This is a genomic window from Mycobacterium sp. pV006 (assembly GCF_041287115.1).
Lineage (GTDB): Bacteria > Actinomycetota > Actinomycetes > Mycobacteriales > Mycobacteriaceae > Mycobacterium.
In genome coordinates, this window is record NZ_JBGGKT010000005.1 from 170,595 (window position 1) to 191,308 (window position 20,714).

A 20,714-nucleotide genomic window follows, 5' to 3' on the forward strand; every position below is an offset into this window, starting at 1 on the left:
GTCACGACCTTGAGCGCTCTCTCGCAGATCACGGGAACCACCGGCGAGTCACGCCCGTCACAGGCGTCACATCCTGCGTAGGCTCGACCCGGTGAGGGTTGCACTGACGGTCGCAGGCGGTCTGGCGATCGTCGTCGCCGTGGCGGGCTGTCAGACGACGGTCGAAGGCACCGCCACCCGGGCCCGGTCCGGCGGCGACGGGCACAGCGAGCCGGCGTTCCCGACGCCCCGCCCCACCCGGACCCCGTCGCCGACGCCCGCACCGACGCCGTCGCAGCCGCCCCGCGAGCCGAACGGCGAGGTGCTGCGACCGCAGAACGGCTACGTCTTCATCGAGACGAAGTCCGGCAAGACCCGCTGCCAGATCAACGAGGCCGAGGTCGGCTGCGAATCGGCGTTCACCGACTCACCGGAGATCGAGGGCATGCCGGCCAACGGTGTCCGCTACACCGCCGACGGGCAACTGGCCTGGGTGCTGGGCAACATCGGTGCGATCCCCGCCGTCACGCTCGACTACCGGACCTACTCGGCGCAGGGCTGGACGATCGACGCCCGCGAGGACGGCACGACGTTCACCAACGACCGCACCGGTCGCGGCATGATGATCAGCACCGAGGGCGTCGAGACCTTCTGAGTCCGACACCCCGGAAAACCCGTGATTCCCCGGCCGCCCAGAAGGGAACTCCCGAACCCATGACCGTCGCTCAGCGCGAACGCGCCGCCCTGGTGTCCTCCCTCCGCGACGTCGGTCCCGACGCGCCCACCCTGTGCGAGGGCTGGGCCACCCGGGACTTGGCCGCCCACCTCGTCGTCCGGGAACGCCGCCTCGATGCCGCCCCCGGAATCCTGGTCCCGTTCCTGGCCGGTTACACCGAGCGCGTACAGAACCAGGTGGCCGCGTCCACCGATTGGGACCGGCTGATCGACCAGACCGCGTCGGGACCGCCGCTGTACTCGCCGCTCAAACCGCTCGACGCGGTGGCCAACGTCGCCGAGTTCTTCATCCACCACGAGGACATCCGGCGCGCGCGTCCCGGCTGGGAGCCCCGCCCGCTCGACGACCAGACCACCGCCGCGCTGCGCCGACCGGTGGGGATGATGGCCCGGATGACGCTGCGCAAGGCACCGGCGACGATCGTGCTGGCCACCCCGGCCGGGGACACGCTCGGCACGGTCGGGCGCGGACCCGAGATCGTGGTGACCGGCGACCCCGGTGAGCTGCTGATGTTCGTCGCCGGCCGCGACGAGGCACGCGTGCAGATCGACGGTCCACCCGATGTGGTCGAGCGGGTCAAGCGGGCACGGGCCGGACTGTGAGCGCGGCCATGGTGGATTTCCGCGTCTTCGTCGAACCGCAGCAGGGCGGCACCTACGCCGATCAACTCGCTGTCGCCCGGACCGCCGAGAGCGCCGGCTACACCGCGTTCTTCCGCTCCGATCACTACCTGGCGATGAGTGGCGACGGCCTCCCCGGCCCGACCGACTCGTGGGTGACCCTGGCCGGCATCGCGCGCGAGACCTCCACGATCCGGCTGGGCACCCTGGTCACCTCGGCCACGTTCCGCCACCCCGGGCCGCTGGCCATCGCGGTCGCGCAGGTCGACGAGATGAGCGGCGGACGCGTCGAATTCGGTCTCGGCGCAGGATGGTTCGAGGCCGAACACCAGGCCTATGCGATCCCGTTCCCGCCGCTGGGCGAACGGTTCGACCGACTGACCGAGCAACTCGAGATCCTGACCGGGCTGTGGACCACGCCGTCGGGTGAGACGTTCGACCACCAGGGCGCCCACTACACCGTCGTCGACTCCCCCGGCCTGCCCAAACCCCTGCAGTCCCCGCACCCCCCGATCATCATCGGCGGGGGTGGCGCCAAACGCACCCCGGCGCTGACGGCGCGGTTCGCCGCCGAATTCAACATCCCGTTCGTCGACCTCGACACCCTGACCACCCAGTACCGACGGGTGGCCGCCGCCGTCGAGAAGGCCGGGCGGGCCCCCGACTCCCTGACCTATTCGGCGGCGTTCGTGCTGTGCGCGGGGCGCGACGACGACGAGGTGGCCCGCCGGGCCGCGGCCATCGGCCGCGAGGTCGACGAACTGCGCTCGAACTCGCCGGCGGTCGGCACCCCGGACGAGATCGTCGACAAGCTCGGACCGTTCCTCGAGGCCGGGGTGCAGCGGATCTACCTGCAGGTCCTCGACATGTCCGACCTCGACCACATCGAGTTCTTCGCCGAGCAGGTGCTGCCCCGACTGCGCTGACCCGGCCTTTTCGCGACGCCGCGGCTACTATCGGCAGCCGTGACCGGCCGCCGAGGTGACGACGACGAGGACGACTCCGTCGCGTGGCACAACCGCACGTCCACCCTGCTCGGGGCGAGCATCGCGGCGCTGGCGGCGATCGCGGTGATGGTCTCGGCGGTGATGTATGTGACCCGCCAGTCCGACCCGATCCGGACTCCGATGTACCTCACCGAGACCAGTCGGTCGGCGACGCCGACCAAGACGTCCCGGTCGACGTCCCGGACCACCACGACGCGCCTCACCAGCACCAGCCCGCCGGAAACCACCGACATCGACCCGGCGCTGCCGACCGAGACGGTGTCGGAGTCGGAAACCACCACACCGAGCACCCGGCCGCCCCGCACCCGGGAGGACGACGCCGACGAGGAACGCACCACCACCTCGCGTGTGCGCCCGCGAACCAACGTGACGCGTACACCGGCGCCGTAGGCTTTTGCGCCTACTATCGGGATTCGTGGCCCGCTACGGAGACGACGACCAGAACTACTACCGCGACGACGACCCCACCCAGATGAGCGGGTACGGGTACGACGAGTACGGCCAACAGGTCCCACCCGAGCCGGAAGCGGTGCCGTGGTACCGCAAACCCGTCGCGCTGGTGGCGTTCGGCGCCGTGGGTGCCGTTCTGATCGCCCTGATCGTCTACGGGCTGGCGAAGGTCATCGCCGGGGATTCGACGTCGGAGACCACGACGACGACGTCGCTGACCCCGGTCACGACCACGACCGCACCCGCGGTCGCGCCGCCGGTCACCGTCACCGAGACGGCACCGGTCACCACGACCACCACCGAACCGGTGACCACCACGCCCACCACGACGCCGACGACGACCACCACGACGACGCCGAGCACGACGGTCGAGACCAGCACGAGCACCAGCACCAGCGTGGTGACCCAGACCGAGACCGAGACGGTGACCGAGACACCACCGCCGGCCGAAGAGCCCTGATCAGCAAGGCGTCTCTGACGACTCCTCGCATGCGCTGACCGGCTCGGGCGCGGCTTCGGTGACCGGTGCGGTTTCGGCGACCTGCGCCGGTTCGGCGCTGGGTGCGACCGAAGTCTGCGGCGGCGCGGCGGGTTCGGGACTCGGCGCCTGCGTGGGTGTGGGCGCCTGGGTCGGGCTGGGCGACGCGGTCGGTGTCGGCGCCTGGGTCGGGCTGGGCGACGCGGTCGGTGTCGGCGTCTGCGTCGGGCTCGGCGACGCGGTCGGAGTCGGGGTCCGGGTAGGGCTCGGCGACGCGGTCGGTGTCGGGGTAGGGCTGGGCGACGCACTCGGAGTCGGCGTCGCGCTCGGGCCGGGGGCCACGGGTACCGGCAGGACCACCACCGGCACCGGGGCTGGCGCAGGCACGGGCACAGGGGCGGGAGCCACCGGAACAGATTGTGGCGCAGCCTGTTTCGTGACGGGCAACGGCGGTGGCGGCGCCGGCTGACGTGCCGCCGGGACCGGAGCGGGAGCCGCGACGGTCGCGGTGACCGTCTGCGGCGCCGGGCCGACGGGTTCCTGCACAGGAGGCTCCTGCACGGGTCGCGCGGCCGGCACCTCGATTCGCGCGGTATCGGCGGTCACCTGCTCGGCGGGTCGGGCCTGCGAGGTCAGCACCAGCCCCGTGGTGGCCAGCGCGGCCAGGCACGCCGCTCCGGCGAACAACACGCCGGGCCTGCGGTACCAGGCCAACGTATCGACATCGCCTGTCGCGGAATCGTATTCGTCGAAGTGGACATCCGGTCGGGCATACGCCGCCGCCTCATAGGGGACGGGCTCGACCAGATCGTCGGGCTCGTCCGACCATGCCACCGGCGGTGCCGCCATCGTGTCGTCGGCGGCCGACGTCGGCGCCAGCATCGTGGCCGGCTCGACGACCAGGCGACGGCGGGCGATCAGCTCGGCGCCGGCCGCGGCGACCACCTGCGCCGCCGCGACGGTGACCACCGGCACCCGCATCGCTTGTGAGAGCCGTTCGGTGACCGCCGGGATGCGCGCCCCGCCGCCCACGGTCGCGAGCGCCGACACCCGGGCCGGGGCGACACCGTTGCGGTACAGCGCATCTGCGAGATGGGTGACGAACCGGTCCAGTGGTGCGGCGAGGAGCCCTTCGAGTTCGGAACGGGTCACCCGGACGGTCCGGCCGCCCACGGTCAGACCGGTCGCGGTGTGGGTCGACAGCTGCTCCTTGGCGATGCGGCAGTGGTCGCGCAACTCGACCAGCGCCGCGACCTCGGAGGTGGCGGCGGGGTCGGGTTCGAGTCCGTCGAGGACGTGGCGCAGCAGCGCCTGGTCGATCAGGTCCCCAGAGAACTCGGTGTCGCGCAGCGTCGGCGCCAGCGGTGTCAGTCCCCGGCCGGCGTCGGCCAGCGTGATGCTGCTGCCCGTGGCTCCGAAGTCACACAACACCACCACACCGTGGTCCGGCAGGCCCGGATTGCACTGCAGCGCGGTCAGAGCCGCCGCGGCATCCGGCACCGTCAGCAGGTGCGGCGCGCGGTTGCGCAGTGCGGACACGGTCGCCTCCGACCAGTGCGCCGGCACGGCGACGGCCACGCTGTCGGGCCGCTGCTGCGGGCACACCGTGCGGGTCAGCGCCTCCAGCGCGGCCGCGGCGAGGTCCTCAGCCCGGTGGGTGGATCCGTCGGCGGCCACCAGGGGGATCGGATCCCCGACGCGCTCGACGAACCCCGTCAAGGCCGGTCCCGGCCCGACCGCGACCTCCGTGGGACGCACGGTCGGCCGCCCGTCGACGACGGCGGCCATGCCGGCCGCGCCCAACGACAGACCCAGAGAAGCGCGCATACCTCCTATGTCGCCGGACAGGCACAAAACGTTAAACCGGACGGGACCGCTGTCCGCTGCTGGCGTAATCGGCGACCAGCGCCTCGGCGCTGCGGACCGCGGCCCGGCAGGCGCGGGCGGTGAACGGGTCGTTGAGGGGGTGCTCTGCGCGGCGACGCCACCGTTGAGCCGCGGCGAACGCAGCCCGCGGACCGTCCCCGGGATCGTCGGGACGCAACCCGAGACGACTGGCCGCATCGGTTCCGGACCCGCCGATCAGGCGGCGCAGCGACGCCATCTCGTCGTCGTTGAGGGTGGTGGGCCGCGACCGCAGCTGGCTGAGCAGCCGCAGCTCCTCGAACGCGTGGGTGTCGGCGAGCAGCGGCTCCACGTCGGCGAGGATGCGCGGCGTGGCGTAGATCGGGTGCTGCTGGACGAATCGTCGCAGCGACAGCAACGCGGTATGGGCTTTGAGTAGGTCGGAGCGCTGCGCGAACTGTTGGTCGATGACGTCGCGAAGCGCCACCAGCCCGCTGCGTTCGAGCAGTTCCTCGGCCAGCGCCACCGAGTCGGAGATCCCGGCACGCAGCAGCGCCAGCGAGATCCTGATGCCGAACATGCCGAACCGGTCCAGCAGCGCCGCGCGGGTGGCGGCGTCGACGGGCAGCGCCGCGTCGTCGCGGACGAAGCGGTCCACCGACAGCATCGCCTTGCTCAGGTCGGCGGAGTCGGTGGCGGCCAGCCGTTCCAGGGCCGCGAACTCGCTCTGACGCAGCGTGCGGGCGGTGAACGCGAGCAGACCCGACACCGGGACGACGGCCTGGCAGATGCCGGTGCGGTCCATCTCCGCGGTGAACCGGGCGGCGACGTCGCGCGCCGAGAGCATGGCGTCGATCCGGCCGGCGCCGATCTCGTCGGCCCGCGAGGCCACCCCGATCACGCCGAGCGCCCCGGTGGCGCCGCCCACCAGCTCGCCGATCTGCTTGAGCAGCGCGATGTCCGCGGCGTTGAGGGTACGCAGCAGGAACACCACCGCGTCGACCCGCGGGACGCCGTCGTCGGGTACCAGGAGGCGCAGCGTGCGGGCGGAGACGTCGCGCGACAGCGACGAGGTCCCCGGGGTGTCGATGATCGTGGCGTCAGCCAGTTCGGCGGCCGGCCATTCCACGTCGAGGTCGACGACGTCGTCGGGGTCCAGCGTCGCGAAGTCGAACGTCAGGCCACCGTCCTGCGGGTCGCGGGCGATGGGCACGTTCGAGCGTCGCCCGCCGCGGTGATTGGCCGTCACCCGCGGGGTCGGCCCGTGGCGGAACCAGGTCACGATGCGGGTGGCCTCGGTCGCGTCGGTGGGCGCGATGTTCTCCCCGACCAGCGCGTTGACCAGCGTCGACTTGCCTGCTTTCAGCGTGCCGGCCAGCGCGATGCGGATGGGTTCGTTCAGGCGGCGGCCGATGCGGTCGAGTTCGTGGTGCAGGTCGGGGCGCCCGGCGTAGGCGGGGTCGGCGCGGTAGGCCGCGGCGGTGCCGCCGAGGATCGCTCGCACTCGGTCGCTGGTGTTCAGGGTGGCTGACCCCCGGCTGTGGGACTACGGACCTGTCGAGCTTAGTGACGGTTGCGTCCCGGGATGATCGAGAACCTGCCGCAGGACGTTGCGTTGCCGCTCGAGCTCCCTGATCCGCGCGTTGTGCTCGGTCTCGGCCAGCTTGGCCGCCGCGAGCGTGGCCTGCAGCGACTCGTTGAGCGACCGGGTGATCTGGTCGGCGATGCCGCGGTAGTGGTCGCGCAGTTGCCGCTGGACGCCCTTGAGCCGGTCGCGGGACTCCTTGCTCACCGCGAAGGCGACGTCGTCGACGAATCGGCGCACGTTGGCCTTGGCCTCGTTGCGCACCCGCAGCATCCGGTTCTCCATGTCCTCCTGATAAGCCTTGCGGCCCAGGATGAATCCGGCACCCAGCGACAGCGGATTGAACATGCCGAGTCCGGCGAAGGAGGTCAGCATCCCGAACATCAGCACCCCGCCGTAGGAGCCGCGCATCCCGGTGACGATCTTGTGGCCCAGCTTCAGGGGTTTGGCGTCGAGTTGGGACACCGCCCGGAACTCACCGAGGTCTGCGCCCATCTCGCGGGCATCCAGCGTGGGCATCCGCACCGCGTCGAGCCCGGCTTCTTCGAAGGTGCGGGCCACCTCGGCGGCGAGCGCCTCGGCGCGTTGGTAGGCCCACACGAAGTTGTCGCCGACGGCGGTGGCGATGGCGTCCTCGAGTTCGGCGCCGATCTCGGCCCAGTGCAGGGTGGGATCGCCGGTGTCGATGACGCGTTCGGTGTGAAAGGTGATGGTGCGGAACCGTTGTCGCAGATCGTGGTCGACGTCGGCGGTCAGATCGGCGATGCCGTCGCTGAGCACCTGCTGCCACAGCGCGGTCTGCTGCAGCGCCTCCTGGGCCTCCCGCTTGCGACGCTCCAACTCCTCGGTCAGGCGCTCCCGGGTCTGCGGGTCGGTCAGCGACGAGTGCTCGGCATCGGCGGCGAGCAGAAGGTGCTCGGCGGCGTTGCGGATCTCCGACACCACGGCCTCGCGCACCCGGGTCTGTTGCCGTGCGAGCACCTGCTCGGACAGGAACCGCACCAGCGCAGGGAAATTGGATTCCTCGTTGAGTTCCTTGTCGTTGTGCGACACCGCGTGGGCGCGCAGCGTCGACGACAACGGGATCACCGGGAGGTCGACACCGTTGCGGCGCAGATGCTCGGTGTCGGTGTCGACGATCCGGCGCCAATGCGGGTACAGGTCGGTCTTGGTCGCCACTACCGCCGCAACCGGGCAGATCTCGACGGCTTGGCGCAGGAAGGTCATCTCGGGTTCGGTGAGCTCGCCGCTGGCGTCGCTGATCATCAGCATCGCGTCGGCGTCGGGGAGCAGACCGAGCGTCGCCGACAGATGCGGTTGGCCGTGTCCGCCGACGCCCGGGGTGTCGACGAAGGCCAGGCCCCCTTTGAGCAGGGGGCTCGGTGCGGTCACCTCGACGCGGAGCACCTCGCGACCGCCGGCCTGCGGGGCGCGGCGCAGGTCGGCACCCAGATCGGTCATCGGGATCTCGACGAGCTCGGGCTCCTGTCCCTCACCGCGGGCGACCACCAGACGCGCGGACGGCTGCTCGGCGTAGGACACCACGGTCGCCAGCACCGTCGATTCGTCGTCCCCGACCCTTGCCACCGGCATGTTGAGCAGGGAGTTGAGCAGCATGCTCTTGCCCTGCTTGAGGTGCCCGGCGATCACGACCCGGATCTGTGGGTCGTCGAGCCGCTGCCGCGCCCGGGTGAGCCGCTTGACCAGGTCGCCGCGCTGCCGGGCCTCGGCGATCGTGCGGGTGTGCTCGAGCAACTCGACCAGCGCGTGGTCGCTGCGTTGACCGGTGGCCTGTGTCATCGATGTCGCCTCCGACGTCGGGGTGCTTCAACGGTAGGCGCGCCGACTGGCGGGGACCATGACGATCCCCGCCAGTGGCGTGCCGCGGTGGACTCAGAACGCGTCGAGTCCGGCCAGGGCCGCGTTGTTCGACGCGATGTCGGTGTCGAACCCGGTCGTGGTGTCGATGCCGGTGCTGTTGCCCGAGAACAGGTCGGTCTCGGTGACGTTGCCCGAGCCGATGTTCGACTCGTAGGCCGACGAGTTGTCCTCGACCGAGGTCTCGGTCGTGGTCGAGATGTCGGTCTCCACAGAGGAACTGACCGAGTTGTCCTCGACGTTGCGGCTGCCGTAGTCGCCGTCGATGCGGGTTCCGGTGTTGACGTCGGTGTCGGTGATGACGATGCCGCCACCGTTGCCGCCGGATCCGCCGACCGCGTTGCCGCCACCGATACCGATCAGGCTGCCGCCACCGTCGGCGCCGCCGCCGTTGCCGCCGCTGGTGTCGACGTCGTTGAGCACGGGGGCGTCGTTGTCGGCGATCAGGTCGCCACCGGCGGTCTTGGAGTTGTCCTCGACCTCGTTGTCCTTGCCGACGACGACGTTGGAGCCCGAACCGGCGAGGATGTCGCCGTTGTTCATGGTGTTGCCGTCACCGAGCACCGCGCCGTCACCGCTGACGATGTCGCCGTCGTTGTCCCCGTCGACGACCACGGCGCCGTTGGTTGCGGTGGTGGTGGACTTGTCGCCGAACGTGATGTCACCGAAGCCCAGGTTGAACCCTCCGTTCTGCGCGTTGGCGCCGGCATCCTGGACCGGGCTGGCGACCGGCACGTTGTTGCCGCTGAGCAGATCGGTGTTGGTCTCCGGCGCGAAGGTCGGCGCCCAGGAGGTCTGCGGCGAGAACGGGGACGCGAAGTTGGAGGCCAGCTGGTGATGATCGGCCACCGCGCGCTGCAGGCCGACGATCGGGTCACCACCGCCGAGGGCGTAGCCGGCCGGAGCCGCGGTGGCCGCCACGGACGCGAGTTGTGCGGCCGTGACGTTGGGCAGGCCCGCGTCGCGCAGCGCCCCGTCGGGGTCGACGACGAACGAGGTCGCCGCCGCCGGGCTGCGGAACAGGTCGAGGATGAAGTCGATGAGAGCTTGCATGGCAGTTCCTTTCTGGCTCCGCCGGGCTGTCTCCGGCGATCTGTAGACCACGTTAGGAAGATCCAGGGTGCTCGAAAACGGGGTCCGGACCTATCCCCATAAACCCCTAACTAGGGGTAGATGCGAAATTGTTTTAGGGGGTTAGGGGTTGGGTGGGGCCCCGGGTTCGGGCCACACGAAAAAGACCCGCACGGACGTTGGTCCGTGCGGGTCTGGGGACGTCGGTGGGGGTCAGTCGAAGATGTCGAACGGCGAGGCCGGGTCCTGGTAGGTCGGCAGTTCCTCGCCACCGAGCAGGGCGTCGTCGAACACCGCGTCCTCGATCCCGGCGTCGATCCCGGCGTCGATCGGCGAGGACATCGGGGCGGCCATGCCGGCGTCGTCGAGGTCCACCGTGACCGGCAGGTTCGATTCGACGTCGAACGCATCGGCGCCGACCCGGTCCAGCAGCGGGGTGTCCAGCGGGTCGGGCACCTGGTCGCCGAAGGCGTCGAAGGCCGCGGTGGCGGCACCGGTGGCCCACACATTGTCGGCCGGTTCGGCGCCGAACGGGTCCACCCCGGAACCCGAGAGGTTCATCGACAGCGACTCCGCGACGACCGGGATCAGGTTCTCGACGTCGGCACCGGTCACACCGGCCAGGTTCGCAGCGGCGAGGGTGCCCTCGGGATCCGCCGCGTACCGGGCGGCCGTCTCCGGATCGCGCACCACCGACAGCACGAAATCCAGCAGCGAATTCGCCATCGTCGTCTCCTGTCGGTCGGGTCTTCCGTCGATGGTAGGCAGACGAAGGACAGTGCGGATCGGTGCTCGGCCCACCTCCGCCCCCGTCGCGTTAGGGGGTTGCCCCATAGGGGATCCGCCACACTAGGGGCAGTTGCGCGCCGGTGTCCGGAGCAGCCGCTATCGTGGTCCACGGCCCAGACACGGGAGGCGCGTCATGACCGAACCTTTGGGGTTGTCGATCGGGACGACCAACCTGGTGGCAGCCCGAGTGGGCCGTCCCCCGGTGACCCGGCGCTCGATCCTGCACCTGCACCCCGACCGGGCGCCCGACGTCGGCGACCCCGGCCAACTGCCGGCCGGAGCCCCGGCCGGCGTGGCGCTCGGCGGCTTCGTCGAGCGGGTCGGCGACCCGGTGCCGCTCGTCGCGCCCGACGGATCCGCGCATCGCGCCGAGGACCTGCTCGCCGAAGCGCTGTCGGCGATGGCGCGGACCGTCGACGGCGGCGCACCCGTCGCGGTCGCGGTGCCGTCCCACTGGGGTCCGGCGACGGTCGGTGCGCTGCGCGGCGCACTGCGGTCCCGGCAGAACCTGTCCCCCGGCGGGGTGCCGCCCGTCCTGATCCCCGATGCCACCGCGGCACTGGCGGCGTTGCAGGCCGCGCCCGGGCTCCCCGCCGACGGCGTGGTGGTGCTCGTCGACCTCGGCGGCAGCGGAACCAGCATCTCCCTGGCCGATGCCGGCGCCAACCTCGACGCCGTCGGCCAGACCGTCCGCTTCACCGACTTCTCCGGGGAGGGCATCGATCGGGCTCTGCTCGACCAGGTACTCGCCGGTCTCAGCGATTCCGGCGCGGCCGACACCGCGGGTACCGCCGCGGTCGGACCGCTGCTGCGGCTGCGTGAGCAGTGCCGCACCGCCAAGGAGACGTTGTCCGCCGAAACCGTCGCGGTCATCCAGGCCGAGCTGCCCGGACATCGCTCCGACATCCGCGTCACCCGCCCGGAACTCGAGCAGCTGATCGCCGAACCGCTCGCCGGACTGCTCTCCGCGATCGATGACACATTGCAGCGCAACAACATTGCGCCCGCACAGGTGTCGGCCGTGGCCACCGTGGGCGGCGGGGCCGCCATCCCGCTGATCACCCAGCGGCTCTCGGAACGTCTGCGCGCACCGGTGATCACCACACCGGAATCCCACCTCAACATCGCCGCGGGCGCCGCGCTGGTGGCCAACCAGAGCATCGAGGCCGACGCAGCGACCGGCCTCGCCCCCGCCGCGGACAGCCCGACCGCGATGGCTCCGGCCGCCTGGGCTGCGGGTGCCGCCGGGTTGGGTACCGGTGCGGCAGCCGACGACGGGGCCGCCTCGGCGACGTTCCGCGCGTTGGCGTGGTCGCAGGACGACGAATCCGCCGACGGCGTGGTGCCCTACACCGGCGAGGACTACACCGCCGCGGGTGCGACCGGCGCCCGCCCGCCGGTCGCGTTCGCCGGAGACGAGGAATACGTCGACGAACCGCCACCACTGCCCTGGTACAAGCGGCCCACCGTGCTGTTCGGCGCGGCCGCCGCGGCGGCGCTGCTGGCCATGGGCGGCCTGGCGATCACCCTGACCGGGTCGGACATCGACCAGACGCCCGTCACCGAGACCGCGACCCCGACCTCACCCGACGGCGAACCGGAGCCGCTTCCGCCCCCGGTCACCACGGTGACCGTCGGCCCCGACGGGGTGGCCACCACGACGGTGAGCCAACCGCCGCCGCCCCCACCCACGACGACCACCTCGGACCCGGCGACCACCACGACGTCACCGACCACCACAACGACGACGACCACGACCACCACGACGACCACCACGCCACCGACCACGACGACGACCCGGACCACGACGACGCGGCCCACCACCACCCAGCCGCCGACCACGACAGCCCCGCCGCCGACCACGACCGTCGCCCCGCCACCGACCACGGTCGACCCGCCCGACCCGGTCATCACCACCATCGTTCCCGACGACGGCGCCTGATCCGACGGCCATGACGAGTCCGGCGCCGCCGACGGCTCTTCCACCGGCGTCCCGAGCAGCCGTCGCCGCGGTGCAGGCCGACCCGCAGGCCGCCGTCAAGCTGTTGGTCACCGGCGGTATCGGCACCGGGAAGTCCACGGTGCTGGCGGCGATGCGAAACGCGCTGCGGGCGGCGGGTCGCCCGGTGCGGTCACGGCCGTCCCCGGGCACCGATGCGGCCGTCGTCGTCGACGACGCGCACCTGCTCGGCGACGACGACCTCGACGCGCTCGCCGAATCGATCGCCGACGCGTCGACCACTGTGATCGTGGCGACCGAACCATTGGCGCACGAGCCGCGACTGCGCGCCCTTCGCACCGCGCTGGAACGGGAACACCCGCCGGTGGTGCTCGGGCCGTGGTCGGCCGACGAGGTGGGTCGTGCGGCGACCGCGAGGTGGGGCACGCCCGCGACGCCGGAGCAGGTGCAGCTGCTGATCTCCGCCACGGCCGGGTTGCCGTTTCTCCTGGATGCCGCCCTCGCGGTGGGCGGCGACGGCCCGGCGGCGGTGCGCCGCGCCGCCCGCTTCGCCCTGATCGACCGACTGCGCGGCGCGGACAGCCTCGAGCTGGACACCCTGCTGGTGTCGTCGTTGAGTCCGGGTCTCGGTCCCGACGACGTCGCCGCCGCGCTGCAACTGCCTCCCGACCAGGCGCTGGCCGCCGTCGACCGGGCCTGGGCCGGCGGGTTGCTCGACCCGTCGTTCCCGCCCGAGTTCCGGCAGACGGTGCACGAGGCGGCCTCCCAGATCGTCGGGGCGGCGCGTCACCAGGACGTCGAAATCGCCTTGCTGACCACTCAATTGGAGTTGGGCACGCTGACCGAGAGCTTGGCCCTCCGCCTGGCCGAGCACGGACTGCGCGACGAACGGCTGGCTGTGGTGCTGACCGAGTTCGCGACCCGCGCGGCCGAGCAACCCCCGCACGCCGCGCGCCTGTATCGCGCTGCGGCGGCCGCGGGATCGGCCGCGCCGGGCAGCCATCTCGCCGACGCGTTGGCGCTGACCGGCGACGCCGTGACCGCCGGACGGCTGGCCGACGCACTGCTCGACTCGCCTGACCCCGCCGAACGGACCGCGGCGGTGCGGATCGCGGCCGCGCTGGCCGTGCAGGACGGCAGCGCAGGACACGCGCACGAGGTGTTCGGCTGGCTCGGCCCGGCTTCCGATGCGGTGGTCACGGCGGCGGCGGCCTACACGGCGATGGCCGTCGGTGACGGCGACGGCGTGCGCGCCGCGGCCGCGTCACCGTCGTCCGGACCGCCGACGTCGGTCGCGCTCGCCGCGCGCAGCATCACCGAGGGGCTGCTGATGACCCTCGAGGAGCCCTACCCCGTCGCGGTGACGCGATTGAGCCAGACCCTGGTCGCCGACCATGCGCGGCTGGGCGCGTTCCCCGACACCCCTGCGGCGCTGGTCGCGCTGACCGCGCTGCACGGCGGCGACCCGGTCCGGGCCCGCAGCGTCCTGACCCGGGCCCTGGCCGACGGAGACGCCGACGTCGTCGGCATCCGGCACCGGCTGCTGTTGGACTGGACGCTGATGCTCGACGGTCGGCTGCCCGCCGACCCCGGTCCCGCAGGTACCTCGACCAACCGGCGCGACGCCCTCTGGAGCGCGGCGCTGCAGACCGCCGTGGCCCGCCGCAGCGGTGACACCGGCGCCATGCAGACCCACTGGTATGCGGCGATGGAGGTGCTCGCCGAGTACTCGGTGGACCTGTTCATGCTGCTTCCGCTCGGCGAACTGTGGGTCGCGGCGGCGCGGCTACGCCAGGTGGACCGGTGCCGGTACGTGCTCGACGAGGCCTTTGCGCTGCTGCAGCGGCTGGGCGACCCGCCGCTGTGGGCGGTTCCGCTGCACTGGGCCGGCGTGCACGCAGGGATCCTCGCCAACGCACCCGACGCCGTCGCACCGCACGGGCAGGCATTGACCGCCGGGGCGACCCGGTCGGAGTTCGCGAAGGCATTGGCGGCTGCGGGCCGGACCTGGTTGCGCGTGCTGGCCCGCCACGTCGAGCCGGGCGACGTTGCCGCGGCCGCGCGCGGACTCGCGCAGTTCGGCCACACCTCCGACGCCACCCGGCTGGCCGGCCAGGCGGCGCTGCACACCGAGGACCCGCGGGTGTCGCAGGCGATGCTGCAGCTGGCCCGCGACCTGAAGGACACGGTCGCCGAGCCGACGACACCGGCCTCGGACGCTGCGACGGGTGCGCGACCGGCGCCGCCGGCACGCGGCCGGGCCGCGCTGTCGGACCGCGAGCGGGAGGTGGCCGAGCTGCTGCTGCAGGGCATGCCGTACCGCGAGATCGGTGCCCGGTTGTTCATCTCGGCGAAGACCGTCGAACACCATGTGGCCCGGATTCGGCGCCGTCTGGGGGCCGGGTCGCGCAGCGAGTTGCTGTCGATGTTGCGGGCCATGCTGGCCCCGTCCGGTGAGTTAGGTCAGCCTTCGTAGCGCCACTTCCCTGCCGGATGCAACTATGAGCAGGCCAAGAGCAAAAGTTACTTGCCAGTAACCAAGTCTAAGTTACCCGTCGGTAACTAGAAGACCGGAGGCCCGCGTGGATACGCAGATGCTGATCAGGCTCGTCGTCGGTGTGCTGATGACCCTTGTGGTCGGTGCGCTCGCCGCCAAACGCGTGCTGTGGCTGACGAAGCTCATCCGCTCCGGTCAACCGATGAGCGAAGGCAACAACCGCAAAGACAACCTGCGCAAACGGATCACCACGCAGTTCGAAGAGGTGTTCGGCCAGACCCGTCTGCTGCGGTGGTCGATCCCGGGCATCGCGCACTTCTTCACGATGTGGGGCTTCTTCATCCTCGCGTCGGTCTACCTCGAGGCCTACGGCCTGATCTTCGACCACGACTTCCACATCCCGCTCATCGGCAAGTGGGACGCGCTCGGCTTCCTGCAGGACTTCTTCGCCGTCGCGGTGCTGCTCGGCATCATCACCTTCGCGATCATCCGCATCATGCAGGAGCCCAAGCAGCACGGCCGCGACTCCCGCTTCTACGGGTCGCACACCGGCGGCGCCTGGCTGATCCTGTTCATGATCTTCAACGTCATCTGGACCTACGCGCTGGTGCGCGGCGCCGCCGCGGTCGTCGGCAACCTGCCCTACGGCAACGGCGCCTTCTTCTCCCAGTTCATGGGCTGGATCATGCGCCCGCTCGGCCACACCGCCAACGAGTGGATCGAGACCATCGCGCTGATCGGCCACATCGCGGTCATGCTGGTGTTCCTGCTGATCGTGTTGCACTCCAAGCACCTGCACATCGGCCTGGCCCCGATCAACGTCACCTTCAAGCGGATGCCCGACGGTCTGGGCCCGCTGCTGCCCGTGGAGTCCAACGGCGAGGTCGTCGACTTCGAGGATCCTGCCGAGGACGCGGTGCTGGGACGCGGCAAGATCGAGGACTTCACCTGGAAGGGCTACCTCGACATGACGACCTGCACCGAGTGCGGTCGTTGCCAGTCGCAGTGCCCGGCCTGGAACACCGGTAAGCCGCTGTCGCCCAAGCTCGTGATCATGAACCTGCGCGACCACCTGTTCGCGAAGGCGCCCTACATCCTCGACGGCAAGGAGTCGCCGCTGGAGAACACCCCCGAGGGTGGTCTCGGCGAGGAGGTCCGCGGCGAGAAGCGCAGCGAAAAGCACTCCCACGACCACGTTCCCGAGTCGGGCTTCGAGCGCATCCCGGCCGACGACCCCCGGCAGGCCACCCGCCCGCTGGTGGGCACCGAGGAGCAGGGCGGCGTCATCGACCCCGACGTGCTGTGGTCCTGCACCACCTGCGGCGCCTGCGTCGAGCAGTGCCCGGTGGACATCGAACACATCGACCACATCGTCGACATGCGCCGCTACCAGGTGATGATGGAGTCCGAGTTCCCCGGCGAGCTCGGTGTGCTGTTCAAGAACCTGGAGACCAAGGGCAACCCCTGGGGTCAGAACGCCAAGGACCGCACCAACTGGATCGACGAGGTCGACTTCGACGTGCCGGTCTACGGCAAGGACGTCGAGAGCTTCGACGGCTACGAGTACCTGTTCTGGGTCGGTTGCGCCGGCGCGTACGAGGACCGCGCGAAGAAGACCACCAAGGCGGTCGCGGAGCTGCTCGCCGCCGCGGGGGTGAAGTTCCTGGTGCTCGGCGAAGGCGAGACCTGCAACGGCGACTCGGCCCGCCGCTCCGGCAACGAGTTCCTGTTCCAGCAGCTGGCCGCGCAGAACGTCGAGACCCTCAACGAGCTGTTCGAGGGTGTCGAGCGCGTCGACCGCAAGGTCGTGGTGACCTGCCCGCACTGCTTCAACACGCTGGGCCGCGAGTACCCGCAGGTCGGCGGCAACTACACCGTCCTGCACCACACCCAGCTACTCAACCGGCTGGTCCGGGACAAGAAGCTGGTGCCGGTCCAGTCCGTCGGCGGCCCGGACGTCACCTACCACGACCCGTGCTACCTCGGCCGGCACAACAAGGAGTACAGCGCTCCGCGTGAGCTGATCGGCGCGGCGGGCGCGAAGCTCACCGAGATGCCCCGCCACGCCGACCGCGGCCTGTGCTGCGGCGCCGGCGGTGCCCGGATGTGGATGGAAGAGCACATCGGCAAGCGCGTCAACACCGAGCGCACCGAAGAGGCGATGGACACCGCCAACACGATCGCCACCGGCTGCCCGTTCTGCCGCGTGATGATCACCGACGGCGTGGACGAGGTCTCCGCGGCACGTGAGGTCGAGAAGGCCGAGGTGCTCGACGTGGCTCAGCTGCTGCTGGGTGCGCTGGACAAGAACTCCATCTCGCTGCCCGAAAAGGGTACAGCCGCAAAGGAAGCCGAGGAGCGCGCAGCGCGAGTGGCCGCCGAGGCACCGGCCAAGACCGAGGAGCCCGAGGTCGAGGCAGAAGCCGCACCCGAGCCTGCCGAGGCCAAGACCGACACCGCGACCGAGGCGAAGCCGACGACCGGCCTGGGCCTGGCCGGCGGTGCCAAGCGTCCGGGCGCGAAGAAGTCCGCCACCGATGGCGAAGCCAAGCCGGCCGCCGAGAGTGCGCCTGCCGCCGCGCCGGCCAAGGGCCTCGGTATCGCGGGCGGGGCCAAGCGTCCCGGCGCCAAGAAGAAGGCCGCCGCACCGGCCGAGGCGCCCAAGGCCGAGGCATCGGCGCCGGCTGCAGAGAAGACTGAAGCCAAGCCGGAACCCGAGGTCAAGGGCCTGGGTCTCGCCGCAGGCGCACGTCGGCCGGGCGCGAAGAAGTCGCCGGCGAAGAGCGCCTCGCCCAACGAGGGCGCGGGCACCGTGGTGCAGCCGCCCAACGTCGACCCGGACAAGGCCGACGCGGGCACCGAAGCCGCCGACACCGCCGATTCGGACCGGGGCCTCGAGACCGCCAAGCCCGAACCGAAGGTCAAGGGCCTCGGTATCGCGCCGGGTGCGCGTCGGCCGGGCGCCAAGAAGGCGGCGGCCAAGCCGGCGCAGCCGAAGGCCGAGCCTGCGCCCGAGCCGGCTACGGAACCTGCTCCGGAGCCTGTGTCCGAGCCCGCCGCCGAGACCGCGCCGGCACCCGAACCGGCACCGAAGTCCTCGTCGGACGACGACCGCGTCGTGGGTGACGAACCCCCGGTCAAGGGCCTGGGCATCGCCAAGGGCGCGCGTCGGCCGGGCCGGCGGTAACCAGCTCAGCGAGAGTGCATCCCCGGTCGTGATCGCCGTAGATCAACGACCGTGGATGCACTCTCGCTCATTATTTGATTGGACGGCGGTGCGACCATGGGTGACATGAGTACTCCTCAGGCGCCGTGGCAGACGGCAACCGGCCAGCACACGCGCCCCCGTGAGTTCACGCAGTCCTCGAAGTTGCAGGACGTGCTGTACGAGATCCGCGGACCCGTACACGAGCACGCGTCGCGCCTGGAGGCCGAGGGCCACCGCATCCTCAAGCTCAACATCGGCAACCCCGCCCCGTTCGGCTTCGAGGCGCCTGATGTGATCATGCGCGACATCATCGCCGCGCTGCCCTACGCGCAGGGGTATTCCGATTCCAAGGGCATCGTCAGCGCGCGCCGCGCGGTGTTCACCCGCTACGAACTGGTCGAGGGGTTCCCTCGCTTCGACATCGACGACGTCTACCTCGGCAACGGCGCGTCCGAGCTGATCCAGATGGTGCTGCAGGCACTGCTCGACAACGGCGACCAGGTCCTCATCCCGGCGCCGGACTACCCGCTGTGGACGGCGTGCACGTCGTTGGCCGGCGGCACCCCCGTGCACTACCTGTGCGACGAGACGCAGGGCTGGAACCCCGACGTCGCCGACATCGAGTCGAAGATCACCGACCGCACCAAGGCGATCGTGGTGATCAACCCGAACAACCCCACCGGCGCGGTGTACAGCCGGGAGACGCTGGAGAAGATCGCCGAGCTGGCCCGCAAGCACGAACTGCTGCTGTTGGCCGACGAGATCTACGACAAGATCCTCTACGACGACGCCGAGCACATCTCCATGGCCTCGGTCGCCCCGGACGTGTTGACCCTGACGTTCAACGGGCTGTCGAAGGCCTACCGGGTGGCGGGCTACCGGTCGGGCTGGTTGGTGATCACCGGTCCCAAGGAGCACGCGACCAGCTTCATCGAGGGCATCAGTCTGTTGGCCAACATGCGGCTGTGCCCGAATGTGCCTGCGCAGCACGCGATTCAGGTGGCCCTGGGCGGACACCAGAGCATCGAGGACCTGGTGCTGCCGGGTGGGCGGCTGCTCGAGCAGCGCGACGTGGCGTGGGAGAAACTCAACGAGATCCCCGGCGTGACGTGCGTGAAACCCCGTGGGGCGCTGTATGCGTTCCCGCGCCTGGACCCCGAGGTCTACGACATCGTCGATGACGAGCAGCTGGTGCTCGATCTGCTGCTGCAGGAGAAGATCCTGGTGGTGCAGGGCACCGGTTTCAACTGGCCCACCCCGGACCATCTGCGCATCGTCACGCTGCCCTGGGCGCGCGATCTGTCCGCTGCGATCGAACGGCTCGGTAACTTCCTGGTCAGCTACCGGCAGTGAGGCTGTGGCACACCATCATTCCCACTCGCTGAGCGGGCCGTCCCCGCTGGGGCCGCTGGCCGCCAGGATCGTCGTGGGACTTCTGGTGGCCTGTGCGGTGGCCGTGCTCGCGGGTGCGGCGCTGTTGTGGCCCAGCGGCCGCCAGGCCGAGATCCCGTTGCCGTTCCAGGACGCCGCCGGCGGTGCGGTGACCACCGAGTCCGGCCGGGTCCTGTCCACGGTGACCTCGACGTGTGGCAGCCCGTCGGTCGGCGCAGTGTTGACCGGAGATCCCCGCCCGGCCCGCGAGGGTGCCGCCGAGTGCGTGCAGACGCTGGTGGTCATCGAGTCCGGTCCGAACCAGGGTGCGCGGACGCTGTTGGAGTTCAGCGGCGGTGGCGGACAACCCAGGCTGGTGGCCGGCGACGACATCCGCATCACCCGCCAGGTCGACGCCGCGGGCAGCACCACCTACTCGTTCTACGACTATCAGCGGGGTTGGCCGTTGGCGGTGCTGGCGCTGGCGTTCGCGGTCGTCGTGGTCGCGGTGGCGCGGTGGCGGGGCCTGCGGGCGCTGGTGGGTATCGTGATCGCGTTCGGGGTGTTGGTGGTGTTCCTGCTGCCGGCGCTGCGTGACGGCGCCCCCGCGGTGCCGGTGGCGCTGGTGGCTTCTGCCGCCATCCTGTACGCGGTGCTCTACCTGGCGCACGGCGTCAGTCTGCGGACCAGCGCCGCGCTGCTGGGCACCCTCACCTCGCTGTTGCTGGCCGCCGGACTGTCCTGGGCGGCGATCGAACTGGCACACCTGACCGGTCTGTCGGAGGACCAGAACAACCAGGTGGCGACCTATCTCGGCAACGTGTCGATCACCGGACTGCTGCTGGCGGGATTCATCATCGGCTCGCTGGGCGTGCTCAACGACGTCACCGTCACGCAGGCCTCGACGGTATTCGAGCTGGCGCAACTGGAGGGGGCCGGCCGCCGGCGCGTGTTCGTCGGCGCGATGCGGGTGGGACGTGACCACATCGCCAGCACCGTCTACACCTTGGTGCTCGCATACGCGGGCAGCGCACTGCCGCTGCTGTTGTTGTTCAGCGTCGCCAACCGCTCCCTGGGCGACGTGCTGACCAGTGAGAGCGTGGCCATCGAGATCGCCCGCTCCGCGGTCGGCGGCATCGCGCTCGCACTGTCGGTGCCGCTGACGACCGGTATCGCGGCGGTGCTGGCCACCCCGCGCCGCTGATGCTCGTTTGGGTGCCCCGGCCCCGGGTATCCGGGC

15 protein-coding genes are annotated in these 20,714 nt (G+C 70.9%); 10 read left to right on the forward strand and 5 right to left on the reverse strand.

Annotation, left to right across the window (positions count from 1 at the left end; translation table 11 throughout):
• The first annotated feature begins 91 nt into the window (after positions 1-91).
• The 5 genes from ACAG25_RS10315 to ACAG25_RS10335 are packed head-to-tail and all read left to right on the forward strand — an operon-like array spanning position 92 to position 3,252.
• On the forward strand, positions 92-634 hold the full coding sequence (locus ACAG25_RS10315) for a hypothetical protein (protein ID WP_370488269.1): 543 nt from the start codon (positions 92-94) through the stop codon (positions 632-634).
• 59 nt (positions 635-693) lie between these two features.
• A complete protein-coding gene (locus ACAG25_RS10320) occupies positions 694-1,317 on the forward strand; it encodes a TIGR03085 family metal-binding protein (protein ID WP_370488270.1) in 624 nt (207 codons plus the stop codon).
• A gap of 8 nt (positions 1,318-1,325) precedes the next feature.
• Positions 1,326-2,261: an LLM class F420-dependent oxidoreductase gene (locus ACAG25_RS10325; RefSeq protein WP_370488407.1), complete on the forward strand. Its 936-nt coding sequence runs from the start codon at positions 1,326-1,328 to the stop codon at positions 2,259-2,261.
• A 39-nt stretch (positions 2,262-2,300) separates the two neighbouring features.
• A complete protein-coding gene (locus ACAG25_RS10330) occupies positions 2,301-2,732 on the forward strand; it encodes a hypothetical protein (protein ID WP_370488271.1) in 432 nt (143 codons plus the stop codon).
• Between the two features lie 25 nt (positions 2,733-2,757).
• On the forward strand, positions 2,758-3,252 hold the full coding sequence (locus ACAG25_RS10335; RefSeq protein ID WP_370488272.1) for a hypothetical protein: 495 nt from the start codon (positions 2,758-2,760) through the stop codon (positions 3,250-3,252).
• Here the strand turns inward: ACAG25_RS10335 and ACAG25_RS10340 are convergent, their stop codons facing one another.
• From ACAG25_RS10340 to ACAG25_RS10360, 5 genes are all read right to left on the reverse strand, one after another.
• Positions 3,253-5,097 carry an Hsp70 family protein gene (locus ACAG25_RS10340; RefSeq protein WP_370488273.1) on the reverse strand — a complete coding sequence of 615 codons (1,845 nt, stop codon included), beginning with the start codon at positions 5,095-5,097 and terminating at the stop codon, positions 3,253-3,255.
• Positions 5,098-5,128: 31 nt separating this feature from the next.
• Positions 5,129-6,637 (reverse strand): dynamin family protein, encoded by a 1,509-nt coding sequence (locus tag ACAG25_RS10345; RefSeq protein ID WP_370488408.1) that lies wholly within the window; start codon positions 6,635-6,637, stop codon positions 5,129-5,131.
• A gap of 24 nt (positions 6,638-6,661) precedes the next feature.
• Positions 6,662-8,500, reverse strand: a complete 1,839-nt coding sequence (locus tag ACAG25_RS10350) for a dynamin family protein (RefSeq protein ID WP_370488274.1) — start codon at positions 8,498-8,500, stop codon at positions 6,662-6,664.
• 93 nt (positions 8,501-8,593) lie between these two features.
• Positions 8,594-9,631 carry an IniB N-terminal domain-containing protein gene (locus tag ACAG25_RS10355; RefSeq protein ID WP_370488275.1) on the reverse strand — a complete coding sequence of 346 codons (1,038 nt, stop codon included), beginning with the start codon at positions 9,629-9,631 and terminating at the stop codon, positions 8,594-8,596.
• A 231-nt stretch (positions 9,632-9,862) separates the two neighbouring features.
• Complete coding sequence (locus ACAG25_RS10360; RefSeq protein ID WP_370488276.1) at positions 9,863-10,375, reverse strand: Rv0340 family IniB-related protein; 513 nt, start codon at positions 10,373-10,375, stop codon at positions 9,863-9,865.
• 196 nt (positions 10,376-10,571) lie between these two features.
• On the opposite strand from ACAG25_RS10360, the gene ACAG25_RS10365 reads away from it, so the two are divergent.
• The 5 genes from ACAG25_RS10365 (at position 10,572) to ACAG25_RS10385 (ending at position 20,678) form a co-directional block, all read left to right on the forward strand.
• Positions 10,572-12,380, forward strand: a complete 1,809-nt coding sequence (locus ACAG25_RS10365; protein WP_370488277.1) for an Hsp70 family protein — start codon at positions 10,572-10,574, stop codon at positions 12,378-12,380.
• A 10-nt stretch (positions 12,381-12,390) separates the two neighbouring features.
• Positions 12,391-14,874, forward strand: a complete 2,484-nt coding sequence (gene iniR, locus ACAG25_RS10370; protein WP_370488278.1) for an isoniazid response ATPase/transcriptional regulator IniR — start codon at positions 12,391-12,393, stop codon at positions 14,872-14,874.
• A 106-nt stretch (positions 14,875-14,980) separates the two neighbouring features.
• Entirely contained in the window at positions 14,981-18,082 is a 3,102-nt protein-coding gene (locus tag ACAG25_RS10375) for a heterodisulfide reductase-related iron-sulfur binding cluster (RefSeq protein ID WP_370488279.1), read from the forward strand.
• Between the two features lie 96 nt (positions 18,083-18,178).
• Positions 18,179-19,456, forward strand: coding sequence for a pyridoxal phosphate-dependent aminotransferase (locus ACAG25_RS10380; protein ID WP_370488280.1), 1,278 nt, complete (start codon positions 18,179-18,181; stop codon positions 19,454-19,456).
• Between the two features lie 4 nt (positions 19,457-19,460).
• A complete protein-coding gene (locus ACAG25_RS10385) occupies positions 19,461-20,678 on the forward strand; it encodes a YibE/F family protein (RefSeq protein ID WP_370488281.1) in 1,218 nt (405 codons plus the stop codon).
• The last annotated feature ends 36 nt before the right edge of the window (positions 20,679-20,714 follow it).

Bases quoted from the DNA above. Each gene is read 5' to 3' on its own strand.
- ACAG25_RS10380 (WP_370488280.1), top strand. From the start codon at position 18,179: ATGGGTGACATGAGTACTCCTCAGGCGCCGTGGCAGACGGCAACCGGC.
- ACAG25_RS10350 (WP_370488274.1), bottom strand. From the start codon at position 8,500: ATGACACAGGCCACCGGTCAACGCAGCGACCACGCGCTGGTCGAGTTG.
- ACAG25_RS10340 (WP_370488273.1), bottom strand. From the start codon at position 5,097: ATGCGCGCTTCTCTGGGTCTGTCGTTGGGCGCGGCCGGCATGGCCGCC.
- iniR (WP_370488278.1), top strand. From the start codon at position 12,391: ATGACGAGTCCGGCGCCGCCGACGGCTCTTCCACCGGCGTCCCGAGCA.
- ACAG25_RS10360 (WP_370488276.1), bottom strand. From the start codon at position 10,375: ATGGCGAATTCGCTGCTGGATTTCGTGCTGTCGGTGGTGCGCGATCCG.
- ACAG25_RS10325 (WP_370488407.1), top strand. From the start codon at position 1,326: ATGGTGGATTTCCGCGTCTTCGTCGAACCGCAGCAGGGCGGCACCTAC.
- ACAG25_RS10320 (WP_370488270.1), top strand. From the start codon at position 694: ATGACCGTCGCTCAGCGCGAACGCGCCGCCCTGGTGTCCTCCCTCCGC.
- ACAG25_RS10355 (WP_370488275.1), bottom strand. From the start codon at position 9,631: ATGCAAGCTCTCATCGACTTCATCCTCGACCTGTTCCGCAGCCCGGCG.
- ACAG25_RS10365 (WP_370488277.1), top strand. From the start codon at position 10,572: ATGACCGAACCTTTGGGGTTGTCGATCGGGACGACCAACCTGGTGGCA.